Below are 15,312 nucleotides of genomic sequence, written 5' to 3' on the forward strand. Positions count from 1 at the left end.
CGCCGCGCCGGTCGACCAGGCCCGCGCCGGCCCCAGCCACCGGCACCAGCCGGTCGGATCCGCACCACAGCACCACCACCAAGAGAGGAACGCAGAGATGAAGCGCAACAGGATCGCCGCATTCGCGGCGGCAGCCGCCGCGACCGCGCTCGCGCTCGCCGGGTGCACCGCCGGGGGCACCGATCGGGGCGAGGCCACAGACGGCGGGGGCGGCGAGCTCACGCCCGTGACCCTCCAGCTGCAGTGGCTCACGCAGGCCCAGTTCGGCGGCTACTACCTCGCGAAGGCCAACGGGTACTGGGAGGATCTCGGCCTCGACGTCGAGATCATCCCCGGCGCGGTCGACATCGTGCCGCAAGACGTTCTGGCCGCGGGCGACGTCGACTTCGCGATCGCCTGGGTGCCGAAGGCACTCGCGTCGATCGAGGCCGGCGCGAACATCACGAACATCGCGCAGATCTTCGAGCGCAGCGGCACGCTGCAGGTCTCGTGGGCCGACAGCGGCATCGAGACGCCGGCCGACCTCTCCGGCAAGCAGGTCGGCAGCTGGGGCTTCGGCAACGAGTGGGAGCTCTTCGCGGGCCTCACCGAGGCGAACGCGTCGGGCTACACGATCGTGCAGCAGAACTTCGACATGAACGCGCTGCTGAACAAGGAGATCGATGCCGCCCAGGCGATGACGTACAACGAGTACGCGCAGCTGCTCGAGGCCGTGAACCCCGAGACCGGCGAGCTCTACCAGCCCGAGGACTTCTCGGTCATCGACTGGAATGAGGTCGGCACCTCGATGCTCCAGGACGCGATCTGGGCGAACACCGAGCGGCTCGAGTCCGACGAGGCGTACGCCGACACCGCGGTGAAGCTCATCCAGGGCGCCATCCTCGGGTGGATCGACCAGCGCGACGACCCGCAGGCCGCCGCCGATGCGGTGACCGAAGCCGGCTCGACGCTGGGCACGAGCCACCAGCTCTGGATGGCGAATGAGATCAACAAGCTCATCTGGCCGTCGACGAGCGGCGTCGGCCACATCAACGAGGACCAGTGGAACGCCACCGTCGAGATGGCCCTCGCCACGAAGAATCAAGACGGGGCACAGGTCATCACGACCGACCCGCCCGCGTCGGCGTTCACGAACGACTACGTCGACCAGGCGCTCGAGGCGCTGGAGGCCGACGGGGTCGACGTCAGAGGCGAGGACTTCGCGCCCGTCGACGTCGAACTCCAAGAGGGCGGCAACTAAACAACGCTCGTGGGTTGAGGAGGCGCGCCAGCGCCGTCTCGAAACCGCGAGACGGAGTCGAGCGGGTTGAGGAGCACCCGAAGGGTGCGTCTCGAAACCCAATCGCCACCGGGTCGGATTTCGAGACGCGTCGCGCTTCGCGCGGCGCTCCTCAACCCACGACGACACACAGAAAGGCAGCGCAGCCATGACCGAAAGCCTCACCGAGGGTCTCGACGAACTCGCGCGCGAGCTCGACAAGGACCACGTCTTCCACTCCTGGTCGGCGCAGTCGCAGCTCTCGACGCTCACCGTCGCGAGCGGCAGGGGTACCCGGGTCTGGGACCACGCCGGGCGCGAGTACCTCGACTTCTCGAGCCAGCTCGTGAACGTCAACATCGGACACCAGCATCCGGCGGTCGTCCAGGCGATCCGCGAACAGGCCGAGCTGCTGACGACCATCGCGCCGTCGACGGTGAATCTCGCGCGCGGCGAAGCCGCGAAGCGCATCGTCGCGCGCGCGCCATCCGGATTCCACAAGGTGTTCTTCACCAACGGCGGCGCCGACGCGAACGAGAACGCGATCCGCATGGCGCGCCTGCACACGGGTCGCGACAAGATCCTGTCGACGTACCGCTCGTACCACGGCAACACGGGCGCCGCGGTCGTCGCGACGGGTGACTGGCGGCGCGTGCCCAACGAGTTCGCGCGGGCGCACGTACACTTCTTCGGCCCCTACCTCTACCGCTCGGAGTTCTGGGCGTCGAGCCCCGAAGAGGAGTCCGAGCGCGCCCTGCGCCACCTGCGACGCGTCATCGAGGCCGAAGGGCCGTCGTCGATCGCGGCCGTGCTGCTCGAGACCATCCCCGGCACGGCCGGGGTGCTCGTGCCGCCGCCCGGGTACCTCGCCGGGGTGCGCGAGCTCTGCGACCGGCACGGGATCATGCTGATCCTCGACGAGGTGATGTGCGGGTTCGGCCGCAGCGGCCGGTGGTTCGCCTTCGACGGCTACGACGTCCGCCCCGACCTCATCACCTTCGCCAAGGGCGTGAACTCGGGGTACGTGCCGGTCGGCGGCGTGGTCATCTCCGACCCGATCGCCGCCACGTTCGACGACCGCGTGTTCCCTGGCGGGCTGACCTATTCGGGGCATCCGCTCGCGATGGCGTCGATCGTCGCGACCGTCGACGCGATGGCGTCCGAGGGCATCGTCGAGCACGCCCGCGAGATCGGCGCCGAGTCGATCGGGCCCGCGCTCGAAGACCTCGCCGAACGGCACGAGGTCATCGGCGAGGTGCGCGGCGAGGGCGTGTTCTGGGCCGTCGAGCTCGTCACCGACCGCAAAACCCGCGAGCCGCTGCCGGCCGCCGCGATGGGGCGCATCAAGTCCGCGCTCGTCGGGCGCGGCCTGCTGCCGTTCGTGATGGACAACCGAATCCACGTGGTGCCGCCGTGCGTGGTCACGGCTGAGGAGGTCGCCGACGCGATGGCGATCTACGATGAAGTATTGAGCACCGCACTCGAAGGAGAGGGCTGACTCATGAGCCAGACACTGACTGAATCCCAAGCATCGGGCGCCACCACCGCGATGGTCGAACACTGGATCGACGGGGCATCCGTCGCCGGGTCATCCGACCGCAGCGGGCCCGTCTACAACCCCGCGCTCGGCGTCGAGCAGAAGCGCGTGCGCTTCGCGTCGACCGAGGACGTCGACGCGGCCGTGCAGGCCGCGGCCCGGGCGTTCCCCGCGTGGCGCGACACGTCGATCGCCAAGCGCCAGGCGGTGATGTTCCGGTTCCGCGAGCTGCTGGCCGGCCGCAGTAAGGAGCTCGCCGCGATCCTCACGAGCGAGCACGGCAAGGTCACGGCAGACGCGCTCGGCGAGATCGCGCGCGGCTTGGAGGTCGTCGAGCTCGCGTGCGCGCTGCCCGAGTACACGAAAGGCGAGTACTCCGAGAACGCCTCGTCGGGCATCGACGTCTACACGGTGCGTCAGCCGCTCGGCGTCGTCGGAATCATCAGCCCGTTCAACTTCCCGGCGATGGTACCGCTGTGGTTCTTCCCGCTCGCGATCGCGACAGGGAACACGGTGGTACTGAAGCCTTCCGAGAAGGATCCGTCGGCCTCGATCTGGCTCGCCCACCTGTTGCAGGAGGCGGGCTTGCCCGACGGCGTGCTCAACGTCGTGCACGGCGACAAGATCGCGGTCGACGCGCTCCTCGAGCACCCGACCGTGCGGGCCGTCTCGTTCGTCGGCTCGACGCCCATCGCGAAGTACATCTACGAGCACGGCACCGCAGCGGGCAAGCGCGTCCAGGCGCTCGGCGGCGCGAAGAACCACATGCTCGTGCTGCCCGACGCCGACCTCGACCTCGCGGCCGATGCCGCGGTCAACGCGGGCTTCGGCTCGTCGGGCGAGCGCTGCATGGCGATCTCGGTCGTGCTCGCGGTCGACTCGGTCGCCGACGCCTTCGTCGGAAAGGTGCGCGAGCGGATGGCGCGTCTCACGGTCGGCGACGGCACGCGCGGCACCGACATGGGTCCGCTCATCACCCGCGAGCACCGCGACAAGGTCGCCGGCTACGTCGACACCGCCCGAACGGACGGCGCCGACGTCGTGGTCGACGGACGCGAACACGAGATCGACGGCGACGCCGACGGCTTCTGGATGGGGCCGACACTCGTCGACAAGGTGCCCGTCTCGTCGGCGGTGTACCGCGACGAGATCTTCGGGCCCGTGCTGTCGGTCGTGCGTGTCGAGGGCTACGAGGAGGGCCTCGGGATCATCAACGACAGCCGCTACGGCAACGGCACGGCGATCTTCACGAACGACGGCGGGGCCGCCCGGCGCTTCCAGCGCGAGGTGACGGTCGGCATGGTCGGCATCAACGTGCCGATCCCCGTGCCCGTCGCGTACCACTCGTTCGGCGGCTGGAAGGATTCGCTGTTCGGGCACGCGAAGTCGTACGGCCCGCGCGGCTTCGACTTCTACACGCAGGAGAAGGCGATCACGTCGCGCTGGCTCGACCCGAGCCACGGCGGGATCAACCTCGGGTTCCCGCAGCACGACTGAGCCGTCTCGTCGGTCGAGTAGGCGCGAAGCGCCGTATCGAGACCAACCGGCGTGGTCTCGATACACTCCGCTGCTCGACCGGCGAGCCCAGCTCAGCGCTTCGAGAAGGCGGCGATCCGGGCCTGCGCCTCAGGGGTGACGAAGGCGGCGGCGATCGTGCGGGCCTCGTCGTCGAGCGCCTCCTGGAATGGCCGCGCGAGCCCCGAGCGTACGAGCCGCTTGGCCTGGCCGAAGGCCGCCACCGCACCGTCGAGCCATGACCCCGCGATCGCGCGCGCGCGGGCCTCGAGCGACTCGGGTGCGACGACCTCGGCCACGAGCCCCCAGTCGAGCGCCTCGGCCGCCGACAACGTACGCGAGGTGAGCGTGAGCTCGAGTGCGCGCCGGGTGCCGACGGCCTCGGGAAGCAGCGTGCTCACCCCGCAGTCGGGCGTCAGCGCGACATCCGCATATCTGCTCGCGAACGTGGCGCGGTCGGACGCGACGATGATGTCGGCGACGAGCATGAATCCGAGTCCGCCTCCGGCGACCGGGCCCTGCACGGCCGCGACGATCGGCTTGGCGCTCTCGCGCAGCGTGCGGTGCCCGTCGTGGATCTGGTCGGCGAGCGATCGGATGACCCGCCCCGCGTCGGGCTCGGAACCGGCGAGCTGCGACATCGCGAGCACATCGCCGCCGGCGCAGAAGGCGCGGCCGCCCGCATCGAGGAGCACGGCGGCGATGTCGTCGCGTTCGGCGATCTCGTGTGCATAGCGCTGCCAGAGTGCGATCGCTTCGGGATCGACGGCATTCAGCCGCGCGGGCCGATTGAAGGTGAGGTGGGCGAGCCCATCGGTCACGTCGAACAGGATCGCGTCATCGCTCATGGTGCGGGAGTCTAGTTCGGCGCGTCGCATTCGGCGGCGTCATTGGAGATCGTCCACGAACGCGGTTCCACGAGCGCGCCCGTTCTTCGCGAGTCCGACGAAACCGCGACCTCACACGGCGGAGTACGCCTGCTCGAGACGCGCTGCGTGCGATACGAGCACGTCGAGCACGGTGCGGACCGCGAGTCGCTCGGCGACATCGGGTCGAACGAGTGCGACGATCTGGCGTGCGGACGCAACCCCGCGCAGCGGCTTGAGCACGATCGACTCGGGCACGGCGCCTGAGGTGAAGCGGGGCACGAAGGCGATGCCGAGACCGGCCTCGATGAACGCCTCGATGATGCGCATGTCACTGAAGCGCTGGCCGACGTTCGTGCGCCGCCCGGCCTGTTCCTCGATGGCATGCAGGATGCGCTCGAACGGGAACCCGGGGGGCACGCCGAGCCAGGTCTCATCGACGAGGTCCGCGGGGGTGACGTATGCACGCTCGGCGAGCCGGTGGTCGGCACGCAGGCCGATGTCGAGCGGCTCGGTGAGCAACGGCACGGCTCGAAGCCCGCGGCCGCCCCACGGCAGCACGCCCGGCATCGTGTGGGCGAGCACGATGTCGTAGTCGCTCGTGAGGTCGGCGAACTCGGCGAGTTCGGGATCGAGGTCGGTCGCGCGCAACTGGAGGCCCGCGATGGACTGCAGGTCGGTGAGCACGCCCGGGAGCAGGGCCGCGCCGATGGTCGGGAAGGTGAGCAGGGTGACCTCGCCGCTCGGGTCGTTGCGGAACTCGTCCCACAACGCCGTCGCGCGCTCGAGCGCGATGGCGACGTCGGCCGCGCTGCGAGCGAGCGCGTGGCCGGCGCTCGTGAGCACGAGGCCGCGCCCGCTGCGTTCGGTGAGCGGCATGCCCGCCTCACGCTCGAGCACCTTGAGCTGCTGCGAGACCGCTGACGGCGTGCGCCCGGTGGCCTCGGCCACGGCGGTCACCGAGCCCCGCTCGGCGAGTTCGCGGAGCAGATCGAGTCGGTTCACATCCATGAAGCAATGCTACATCGTCATTGTAGAACTGTGAGCTTGTGCTGAAAAGTTGTCAGGTGCACAATTGAAGCGTCGAACACGTGCAACGGCGCACCGGTCATCGATCAGCCAGCAGCGTACTTCGAAAGGATCCATCGTGATCAACGTCATCCTCCTCCTCTCCGCCGTCTCGGTTCTCGGCATCATCAGTTCCTTCGTCGTCACCGCGCGCGACGGCTACCGCCGTCAGCCGCGCGAGACGTTCGCACGCACCGTCTAAGGCGCCGCGAAACGCCCGGAGGTCCGTTCTCCGGGAGCAGGGCCGCTGCGCGGGGGAGGGACACCCCGCGGGGCGGCCCTTCATCGTCCTCGGCGCACCGGTCGCGCTCCTCGCGCGTCGCTCACGACACCTGTCCCGACCCTCGATAGCGTGTGCCTCGACGCATCGCGACGAGGGGGGAACCGAACGATGGCTCATGTGGTGGCGACGGGGGCCGGCAAGGCCATGATGGAGCGGCGGAACGACCCGACGCACGAGTACATTCTGAGGCTCACCGGCAAGGACCGCCCGCGAGTGCTGTTCGTCGGCACCGCGACCGGTGACGACTCCGCCTACATCGTGAGCTTCTACACCACGTACGACTCCGACCGGTGCGCGCCGCATCATCTCCCGCTCTTCCACCGCGCTGTCGACGACCTGACCGCATTCGTGAAGGGGTTCGACGTCATCCACGTCGGCGGCGGCAACACCGCAAACATGCTCGACGTGTGGAAGCGGCAGGGCCTCGACGAGATCATGCGGGAGATGTGGGAGGACCCCACGTCGAACGTCGTCTTCACCGGCGGCAGCGCCGGGGGCATCTGCTGGTTCGAGGGCGGCACCACCGACAGCTACGGGCCCACGCTCCAAGTGCTGCCCGAGGGTCTCGGATTCCTGCACGGCAGCTTCTGCCCGCACTACGACGCCGAGGACCAGCGCCAGCCCCTCTTCCACGCATCCCTCCTCAGCGGAGAGCTCGCCACCGGCTACGCGGTCGGCAACCTGCAGTCGCTGCACTTCGAGGGCAGTGAGTTCGTGACCGCGATCAGCCCGGTGGAGGACCCCTTGGCGCTCCGCGTCGAGCCGATCGGCGGCAGCATCGTCGAGACCCCGCTCCCGACGCAGGTGCTCGCGAGCACCGCCCCCATCACGAAGGGTCCGTCGTCGTGAACGACAACGTGTGGATCCTCGTCGCGGAACTCCTCGTCGTCATCCTGGCGATCTTCATGGGCACCCGCACGAGCGGGATCGGCCTGGGTGTCTGGGGTCTCGTCGGCGTCGCGGTGCTCGTGTTCGTCTTCGGCGAGGCGCCGGGCAACGCGCCCGTCGACGCGGTGTTCATCGTCATCACCGTGATCACCGCGGCCAGCGTCATGCAGGCTGCCGGGGGCATCGACTGGATGGTCTCCGTGGCGGCGAAGGTGATCCGGCAACGACCGAAGTCGGTCGTGTTCCTCGCGCCGGCCATGTCCTTCCTCTTCACGGTCGGCGCCGGCACGGGCAACATCTTCTATCCGTTGCTGCCCGTCATCTACGACGTGTCGTACCAGCAGCGGATCCGGCCCGAGCGGGCGCTGTCGGTCTCGGCGGTCGCCTCGCAGGTCGGCATCCTCTGCTCGCCGGTGTCGGCGGCGACCGCGTCGATGGTCGTCCTGCTCGCGCCCGAGGGGGTCGACCTCGGCACCCTGCTGCTCATCATGTGGCCGGCATCGATCGCCGGCCTGCTCGTCGCCTCGATCATCATGGTGCGCCACGGCAAGGAGCTCGAGGACGAGCCCGAGTTCCAGCGGCGCCTCGCCGAGCACCTCGTGAAGCCGCCGGTCGAGGTGGACGCCGACAAGAAGCTGCCGCGCACGGCCGTGCTCTCGGCGTCGCTGTTCCTCGCCGGCGTCGGCGTCATCGTGCTGTTCGGCCTGTTCGAGGGAATCCGCCCGGTGATCGGCGTCGACGACGACGGTGACCCCGTGCGCGTCAGCGTCACCGTCATCATCGAGGTCGTCATGGGCGTCATCGCCGCCCTCATCTTCGTGACCTGCAAGGTGAAGGCGGCGGATGTCCCGAAGCAGTCGACGTTCCCGGCCGGCATGGTCGGGGCGATCGCGCTCTTCGGCATCGCCTGGCTCGCCAACACCTTCGTGGCCGCGAACAACCAGCTCATCGTCGACGGCCTCGGCGCCCTCGTCTCGGGATCCTCGGCATTCCTCGGCGCACTGCTCTTCGCGCTCGCGCTCTTCCTCGTGGCCGCGTTGACGACGAGCCAGTCGAGCGCGACGAACGCCATCGTGCCGATCGGCATCACCATCGGGCTGCCCGCGTCGCTGCTCGTGGGGCTCTGGCCGGCCGCGATGGGCATCTACACGCTGCCCGCCAACGGCAGCCAGGTGGCGACCGTGGCATTCGACCAGACCGGCACCACCAAGATGGGCAGGTTCGTCGTCGACCACTCGTTCCAGCTCCCGAACCTGGCCTACGTGTTCGTGGCGATCATCGTCGGGGTCGCGCTCTCGTTCGTGTTCGTGTGAGATGACCGACGCCGCCGCCGACCGGGCCGTACTCCGTCGATTCCTCCTCGGCCTCGCCGAGGGGATGAATGCGGCGGCCGAGTCGGTCGACCGCATCCGCGACACCATGACGACGGTGTCGAAGGCGTACGGGCGCGACGACACCGACTTCGTCGTCCTGCCCACGGTCATCCTCATCGAGACCGGGTCTGGCGAGGAGGGCCGGGTCGCGATCCGGTCGGCGGTGAACGCGTCGTTCCGCTTCGACCAGATCGCGGCCCTGTACACGCTCGTCGAGCAGGCCAAGCGCGGGGCCGTCGATCCCATGCAGGGAATACACCGGCTCAACGAGATCGGTGCGATGCGACCGAGGAACGGATGGCTCGTCCGCACGTTCGGGCACGCGGTCCTCACCACGGGGCTGGCGCTCCTGCTCGCCCCGACCTGGCAGGGGGCGCTCGTCGCATTCGGCCTCGGCGCCGTCATCGGCGCGTTGAAACTCGTGCGCTCGCCGACGCTGCAGCTCGTGTTCCCCGTCTTCGCAGCGTTCGTCTGCGCGATCTCGGTCTTCCTCCTCGCACCGTATGTCGAGATCGGCGACCCGATCCGGCTGCTCATCGCCCCGCTCGCGACCTTCCTCCCGGGCGGGGTGCTGACGACGGCGACCGTCGAGCTCGCCGCCGGCCAGATGCTCGCCGGAGCGTCCCGGCTCGTCTTCGGGCTCGTGCAGCTCGCCCTGCTCGCGTTCGGCATCCTCGCCGCCGGCAGCGTGGTCGGGGTCGAGAGCTCGTCGTACGTGCCGCTCGAGGCGCCCGGCTCCCTGCCGTGGTGGGTTCCGCTCGTGGGCGTGCTGTTGTTCGCGGCGGGCAACTACCTGCACTTCTCGGCGCCGCCGTCGACCTTCGGGTGGGTGCTCCTCGCACTCGTGGTGGCCTACGCGGGACAGCTGCTCGGCACGGTGCTCATCGCACCGTCGGTGAGCGGTTTCATCGGCGCGCTGGCGATGACGCCCGTGGTGCTGTGGATCGCGACGCTGCGGCGGGGCGCGCCGTCGCAGCTCACGTTCCTCCCCGCGTTCTGGCTCCTCGTTCCCGGAGCGGCCGGCCTGGTCGGTCTCACCGAGGCCGTGGGCACGACCGCCGGACTCGAGGACTTCGCCGAGGCGCTCGTCACGGTGATGTCGATCGCGCTCGGCGTGCTCATCGGCACCGCGCTCTACCGTGCGGTGCACCACGGGGCCGAGGAGCTCGCGCAGTTCCACGTCGAGGTCCCCGCGGCGCTCGTCGAGGAGCATGAACCGCCGTTCTGGGCGCGGCTCGTGCCGGGCACGCCCAGGTCGTTCTGGGCGCGTCGAAGCACCCGGCGTGCGGATGCCGCAGGCCGGACGGGCGGCGCAAGCACATCCGGACCTTCTTCTCAGGCGGGGGAGTCGTAGAGTATTCGGGTGACCCCCGCGCCCCAGGACCGCAGCGCCGACGCACGTCGGCAGCTCATCGACTTCATCTCGGCCGACGCCGTGTTCCACGGTGACTTCACCCTGACCAGCGGCAAGAAGGCCACCTACTACGTCGACCTGCGCAAGGTCAGCCTCGACCACCGGGTCGCGCCGCTGATCGGCTTGGTCATGATCGACCTCATCGCCGACGTGCCAGATGTCGTCGCCGTCGGCGGGATGACGATGGGCGCCGACCCGATCGCCGCGGCGATCCTGCACCAGGGTGCGGCGCGGGGGCTGGCGTACGACGCGTTCGTGGTGCGCAAGGAGCCGAAGGACCACGGCCGCGGCAAGCAGGTCGAGGGCCCCGACCTCGCGGGCAAGCGCGTGATCGTGCTCGAAGACACCTCGACCACGGGTGGTTCGCCCCTCAAGGCGATCGAAGCGCTGCGCAAGATCGGCGCCGAGGTCGCAGCGGTCGCCGTCGTGGTCGACCGGGCGACCGGTGCGCGTGAGGTGATCGAGGCCGAGGGCGTGCCCTACCTGTACGCGATCGGTCTCGAAGACCTGGGGTTGACCTGATGGTTCGCAAGAAGCACGACGACGACGAAGACGACGGCACTGACTGGCTGCTCGCGCAGCTCGTGACCGGGCGCGCTCCCGAGTCCGAGCCGCCGCAGGCAGCGGCCGAGGCCGCACAGCCCGCGTGGCCCGAGCCTGCTGCGCCGCAGCCGGTTGCACCGGAGCCCGAGACCGCGGCGCCCACCCAGCCCGACCTGCCCTTGCGTCCGCCGTCTCCGCGCCGCGAAGAGGTGCTCGACTGGTTCTCGCTGGCCGAGCCGCCGGCACCGGCCGACGATGCCGCCACGCGCGCATTGCCCGTGATCGGCCGACCAGGTGAGGCACCCGAGGCGCCGCCGGGTGCTCCCGAGCGTCCGGCCTCGGCCGAGCGAATCCCGGCCGAGCCGCCGCATCCGGGGCTCCCGGCGTGGACGCCCCCGTTCGCCGCCTCGCCGCCGCCACCGCCCGCCGTGCGATTGACCCACGTCGAGCCTCCCGTGGGCGACGCCACGCAACCGGTCGAGCCGCCGCCCGGGCCCGTGACCCCGACCGGCCCGTTCGCCTTGCAGTGGGGCTCGAACGAGGCCGAGGCCGGCGACTCCGGCGCTGCGGCCGGGCCCGCAGCCAGTGCGGACGAGCCCGCCCCGCCGTTGCCGCCCGGTGGCGCGCCGACCCCGCCGCCGACGAACGCATCCGAAGACCCGTTCGCGGGCTTCACCCCTCCCCCCGTCGCCCGCAGCTCGTTCACCCCGGTCCAGAACGACGCTCCGCGGCATCCGACCACGCCCGATTCCGCTCCTCCCGGGTGGGATGAACGCGCCGCCGAGCCGCCGAGGCCCGCAGCCTACGACGATGAGCTCTGGGCCGCGCTGAACGAGCCCGAGACCGCTTCCCCGAGCCATCCTGCTCCGAGCCATCCTGCTCCGGGCCATCCCGTTCCGCCGCCCGCCCCGCAGGCCCACCCCGGCGTGGCGCTGAACCTGCCGGTCACGCCCGAACCGGTCCAACCGACACCGCCGCCGGCACCGACCCCGTTCCCCGCATTCGCCTCCGCTGGCGACGCGCAGTCGAGCGACCCGCAGGATGCCGCTCCGATCGACGACCTGCTCGCCGAGCTCGGCAACCGCTGGGCGGCGCGAGAAGCCGCTGCCGAGGCAGAGCGCGCGGGGCAATGGGCGCCCGCCGCCGATGCGCCCGCCGCTGACGCGCCGACCGAAGGAGTGCCGACGGCCGACGTAGCGCCGGCGCCAGGGCCGACGCCCGCGCCGACCCCAGGCGTCACGCCCACGGCCGCCGGACTGGCCGCTCTGGGACTCGGATTCGATGGGGCCGACGATGCGGCGAGCGACGACGAGCCCGCTCCCGCGGCACCGGGTGCTGCATCCGACGAGCCCGAGTCGTCCATCGCCCGGCAGGTCGCCGAGGCCGGCTATTTCTGGAACCTCACCCCCGACCCGAACGCCGCCGACCCGAACGCCGACGTCTCGGGCGCGGCGGCCATGGTCAATCGCCTCCGCGCAGCGTCGCCCGAGCCCGAGCCCGAACCCGAACCGGGGTTCGAGCCCGAGCCCGGCTTCGAATGGCAGCCCGAGCCCGAGGCGGGGTTCGAGCCCGAGCCCGAGTTCGAGTGGGAGCCCGAGTACTCCCAGCCCGAGTACCCGCAGCCCGCGATCGAGCAGCCCGAGGCGGCGCCCGGGCCCACCTTCGACGACGAGGCATCCGACCACCGCCAAGCCGCCGGCGAACCCGACGAGTCCGGCGATCACGACCCCCTCGCCGCGCTCTTCGGGGGTGCCGCGGCGACGCCGGCACCGACGCGGCCGATGGCGCCGCTCAACGACCCGTTCGCCCAGCTGGCGCCGCTGCCCGCCGCCGCGAGTGCCACCCCCGCTTCGGCCACGGGCCTGGCAGCCGGCGCACCGTTCGGCGCGGCCGGCGCGGCGTCGGCCGGCGCACCGGCCGGCGTGACGGGGGTGCCCGCTGCCGGTGCCCGCAGCGCCCACGACGTCACGAACGCCGCCCGCGGCGGGTCGGGGGGCTCCGGAACCGGCGGCTCCGGAACGCAGGGCCCCAGCAACAGCCCGGTTCGCATCCTCGTGTGGATCGCCGGTGGTCTCGCCGCGGTGCTCGTGCTCGCGGGACTGTTCTTCCTCGGCACTCAACTCGGCGGGGGCACGGCCGCTCCGGCCGAATCGCCCTCCGCGAGCGCCACGCCCACCCCGGTGCCCGAGCCGACGGCCGCGCAGCCGGTCGGGGTGCACGCCTGGGACACGCTCTTCGGCGGCGAGTGCATCGACCCGTTCGTGGGTGCCTTCGAAGAGGAGTTCACGGTCGTCGACTGCGCTGCCCCGCATGCCGCTCAGCTCGTGTACCGGGGCGTGCTCCCCGGCGATGCGGCCGCGCCGTTCCCCGGCGAGGCCGAGCTCGCCTCGCAGATGAACCTGCTGTGCACGGCGACCGGCGTGATCGACCTCGCCGCGGTGGCGGGCATGGAGGACCTGCAGGTGCAGGCCGCCTACCCCGTGACCGAGGCCCAGTGGGCCGAGGGCGAGCGCCACTACTACTGCTTCGCGAACCGCGCCGGCGGCGAGCCGCTCACAGCCAGCATCGCCGGCCCCGGGCCCGCCGCCTGATATGGCGGTCGAGCCGGGCCAGCTCGTCGTGGTCGGATCGCTGAACGTCGACTCGACGAGCTACGTCGCCGGGTTCCCCGAGCCCGGCGAGACGGTCACGGCGCACGGCTTCGTCGTCGCCCTCGGAGGCAAGGGCTCGAACCAGGCCGTGGCCGCGCACGTCGCGGGCGCCGCCGTCGAGCTCGTCGCCCGCATCGGCGACGACACGAGCGGCGACTTCGCGCTCGGCGCGCTCGGTCGGTTCGGCCTGCCGCTCGCGGCGATCGAACGAGTCACGGATGTCCCCACCGGCGTCGCCCAGATCACCGTCGCCGACTCGGGCGAGAACACCGTGATCGTCACGCCGGGTGCGAACGCCGCGCTCACCGCCGCGGTCGTCGATGCCGAGGGCGAGCGACTCGTGGGCGCGGCCCTCGTGCTCACGCAGGGCGAACTGCCCGTTGCCACCATCGATCGCCTGGCCGAGCTCGCGTCGGCCGCGGGCGTGCAGTTCGTCCTCAACCTCGCGCCGCCCGTACCCGTCTCGTCGTCGACGCTCGCCGCCTGCGATCCGCTCGTGGTCAACGAGCACGAGGCGCGCGCCGTCGGCATCGGCGCGGATGCCCCTGCCGAGGCATCCCTCGACACGTGGTCGTCGCTCGCCGCCGACGCGGTGGGCCGTCTCGCCCGCTCGGTCGTGATCACCCTCGGCGCCGCGGGCGCCGTGGCGGCCTCGGCCGACGGCACTTGGGCCGTGCCGGCCCCGAAGGTCGAAGCGGTCGACTCGACTGGAGCGGGTGACGGGTTCACCGGGACCCTCGCCGCGTTCCTCGCCGAGGGTCGTACGCTCGACGAAGCGGTCCGCATCGCCGTCGCGGCCGGCTCGCTCGCCGTGCAGGCGCGCGGCACGGTCGACTCCTACGCCCCACGCGCCGCGGTGCTCGCCGCCGCCGGCCTCGCCGAGTGAATCGGAGCAGCATGAGCATCCCCGTCATCTTCGACTGCGACCCCGGGCACGACGACGCCCTCGCGCTGTGGTTCGCAGCGGGGCATCCGTCGCTCGACCTGCTCGCGGTCACGACGGTCGGCGGCAACGTGCCGCTCGTGCACACGAGTCGCAACGCTCGCGTCGTGCTGTCGGTCGCGGGCGTGGCAGGGGTGCCGGTCGCGGCCGGGGCTGAGGGTCCGCTCGCGCGGACGCTCGAGACGGCCGAGTGGATCCACGGCGCGAACGGCCTCGGCGGGCCGGTGCTGCCCGAGCCGACGGTGCCGCTCGACCCCCGCACCGCGACCGAGCTCATGGCCGACGTGCTGCTCGCGGCCGACGAACCCGTCGCGATCATCGCGACCGGGCCGATCACGAACGTCGCCGTGCTGCTGCGCGACCGGCCCGAGCTCGCCGGCCGCATCCGCGAGATCGTCTGGATGGGCGGCTCCACCGAGCGCGGCAACGCGACGCCCTTCGCCGAGTTCAACGCGATGGTCGACCCCGAAGCGCTCGACCTCGTGGTGCGCAGCGGCGTGAGGTTCACGATGGTCGGCCTCAACGTCACGCACCGTGCCCTCGTGACCCCCGAGGTGCGTGCGCGGCTCGCCGCGATCGGCAACCGCACGTCGGCGTTCGGCGACGAGCTGCTCGAGTTCTTCTGCCGCACCAACGCCGAGGTGTTCGGGATGCCCGACGGCCCGCTGCACGACCCGGTCGCGGTCGCGGTGCTCGCCGATCCCGGCTGCGTCGAGGTCGTGCACACGCGGCTCGACGTCGAGCTCACCGGCACCCTGACCCTCGGCGCCACGAGCGTCGACTTCGACGGCATGCTGTCGCGCGAGCCGAACGCCTGGGTCGCGACGGGCATCGACGTCGACCGGTTCTGGGCCCTCGTCGAGGCATCCGTCGCCCGTCTCGCCTGAGATCGCGGCTCGAACGCCGCTGCGCTCACGCTCGGGCGATTGGTGGCTCTGGACGCGAATGTGCCCGGCGGCCGCAGCCGCCGGGC

At 71.2% G+C, this 15,312-nt stretch carries 13 protein-coding genes; 11 read left to right on the plus strand and 2 right to left on the minus strand.

Going from position 1 to position 15,312, the window contains the following annotated elements; translation table 11 throughout:
• The first annotated feature begins 97 nt into the window (after positions 1–97).
• From LQ757_RS02590 to LQ757_RS02600, 3 genes are all read left to right on the plus strand, one after another.
• Positions 98–1,240 (plus strand): ABC transporter substrate-binding protein, encoded by a 1,143-nt coding sequence (locus tag LQ757_RS02590; protein WP_231045636.1) that lies wholly within the window; start codon positions 98–100, stop codon positions 1,238–1,240.
• A 187-nt stretch (positions 1,241–1,427) separates the two neighbouring features.
• A complete protein-coding gene (locus LQ757_RS02595) occupies positions 1,428–2,756 on the plus strand; it encodes an aspartate aminotransferase family protein (protein WP_231045637.1) in 1,329 nt (442 codons plus the stop codon).
• 3 nt (positions 2,757–2,759) lie between these two features.
• A complete protein-coding gene (locus LQ757_RS02600; RefSeq protein WP_231045638.1) occupies positions 2,760–4,292 on the plus strand; it encodes a CoA-acylating methylmalonate-semialdehyde dehydrogenase in 1,533 nt (510 codons plus the stop codon).
• A gap of 92 nt (positions 4,293–4,384) precedes the next feature.
• Here LQ757_RS02600 and LQ757_RS02605 read toward each other — a convergent pair whose 3' ends face one another.
• Positions 4,385–5,158, minus strand: coding sequence for an enoyl-CoA hydratase/isomerase family protein (locus LQ757_RS02605; protein ID WP_231045639.1), 774 nt, complete (start codon positions 5,156–5,158; stop codon positions 4,385–4,387).
• Between the two features lie 111 nt (positions 5,159–5,269).
• Positions 5,270–6,187 (minus strand): LysR family transcriptional regulator, encoded by a 918-nt coding sequence (locus tag LQ757_RS02610; protein ID WP_231045640.1) that lies wholly within the window; start codon positions 6,185–6,187, stop codon positions 5,270–5,272.
• A gap of 136 nt (positions 6,188–6,323) precedes the next feature.
• Here LQ757_RS02610 and LQ757_RS19065 point away from each other — a divergent pair, with 136 nt between their 5' ends.
• The 8 genes from LQ757_RS19065 to LQ757_RS02645 all read left to right on the plus strand — a co-directional run bounded on the left by LQ757_RS19065 (position 6,324) and on the right by LQ757_RS02645 (position 15,226).
• Positions 6,324–6,446, plus strand: a complete 123-nt coding sequence (locus tag LQ757_RS19065) for a hypothetical protein (protein WP_255680992.1) — start codon at positions 6,324–6,326, stop codon at positions 6,444–6,446.
• A gap of 189 nt (positions 6,447–6,635) precedes the next feature.
• Positions 6,636–7,376, plus strand: coding sequence for a Type 1 glutamine amidotransferase-like domain-containing protein (locus tag LQ757_RS02615; protein ID WP_231045641.1), 741 nt, complete (start codon positions 6,636–6,638; stop codon positions 7,374–7,376).
• Positions 7,373–8,728, plus strand: coding sequence for an anaerobic C4-dicarboxylate transporter family protein (locus LQ757_RS02620; RefSeq protein ID WP_231045642.1), 1,356 nt, complete (start codon positions 7,373–7,375; stop codon positions 8,726–8,728). Before LQ757_RS02615 ends, LQ757_RS02620 begins: the two co-directional genes overlap by 4 nt.
• 1 nt (position 8,729) lies before the next feature.
• A complete protein-coding gene (locus tag LQ757_RS02625; RefSeq protein WP_231045643.1) occupies positions 8,730–10,142 on the plus strand; it encodes a threonine/serine exporter family protein in 1,413 nt (470 codons plus the stop codon).
• 9 nt (positions 10,143–10,151) lie between these two features.
• Positions 10,152–10,724, plus strand: a complete 573-nt coding sequence (gene pyrE / locus LQ757_RS02630) for an orotate phosphoribosyltransferase (protein ID WP_231045644.1) — start codon at positions 10,152–10,154, stop codon at positions 10,722–10,724.
• Positions 10,724–13,336 carry a hypothetical protein gene (locus LQ757_RS02635; protein ID WP_231045645.1) on the plus strand — a complete coding sequence of 871 codons (2,613 nt, stop codon included), beginning with the start codon at positions 10,724–10,726 and terminating at the stop codon, positions 13,334–13,336. Before pyrE ends, LQ757_RS02635 begins: the two co-directional genes overlap by 1 nt.
• Before the next feature lies 1 nt (position 13,337).
• Complete coding sequence (locus LQ757_RS02640) at positions 13,338–14,282, plus strand: ribokinase (RefSeq protein WP_231045646.1); 945 nt, start codon at positions 13,338–13,340, stop codon at positions 14,280–14,282.
• Positions 14,283–14,293: 11 nt separating this feature from the next.
• Complete coding sequence (locus LQ757_RS02645) at positions 14,294–15,226, plus strand: nucleoside hydrolase (RefSeq protein ID WP_231045647.1); 933 nt, start codon at positions 14,294–14,296, stop codon at positions 15,224–15,226.
• Positions 15,227–15,312 lie beyond the last annotated feature (86 nt).

Source organism: Agromyces cavernae (assembly GCF_021044935.1).
In the GTDB taxonomy this organism is placed as follows: Bacteria; Actinomycetota; Actinomycetes; order Actinomycetales; family Microbacteriaceae; genus Agromyces; species Agromyces cavernae.

What these genes read in the sequence shown, in the direction of transcription:
- LQ757_RS02590 (WP_231045636.1), top strand. Translation starts at nt 98, where the DNA reads ATGAAGCGCAACAGGATCGCCGCATTCGCGGCGGCAGCCGCCGCGACC.
- LQ757_RS02595 (WP_231045637.1), top strand. Translation starts at nt 1,428, where the DNA reads ATGACCGAAAGCCTCACCGAGGGTCTCGACGAACTCGCGCGCGAGCTC.
- LQ757_RS02600 (WP_231045638.1), top strand. Translation starts at nt 2,760, where the DNA reads ATGAGCCAGACACTGACTGAATCCCAAGCATCGGGCGCCACCACCGCG.
- LQ757_RS02605 (WP_231045639.1), bottom strand. Translation starts at nt 5,158, where the DNA reads ATGAGCGATGACGCGATCCTGTTCGACGTGACCGATGGGCTCGCCCAC.
- LQ757_RS02610 (WP_231045640.1), bottom strand. Translation starts at nt 6,187, where the DNA reads ATGGATGTGAACCGACTCGATCTGCTCCGCGAACTCGCCGAGCGGGGC.
- LQ757_RS02615 (WP_231045641.1), top strand. Translation starts at nt 6,636, where the DNA reads ATGGCTCATGTGGTGGCGACGGGGGCCGGCAAGGCCATGATGGAGCGG.
- LQ757_RS02625 (WP_231045643.1), top strand. Translation starts at nt 8,730, where the DNA reads ATGACCGACGCCGCCGCCGACCGGGCCGTACTCCGTCGATTCCTCCTC.
- LQ757_RS02635 (WP_231045645.1), top strand. Translation starts at nt 10,724, where the DNA reads ATGGTTCGCAAGAAGCACGACGACGACGAAGACGACGGCACTGACTGG.
- LQ757_RS02640 (WP_231045646.1), top strand. Translation starts at nt 13,338, where the DNA reads ATGGCGGTCGAGCCGGGCCAGCTCGTCGTGGTCGGATCGCTGAACGTC.
- LQ757_RS02645 (WP_231045647.1), top strand. Translation starts at nt 14,294, where the DNA reads ATGAGCATCCCCGTCATCTTCGACTGCGACCCCGGGCACGACGACGCC.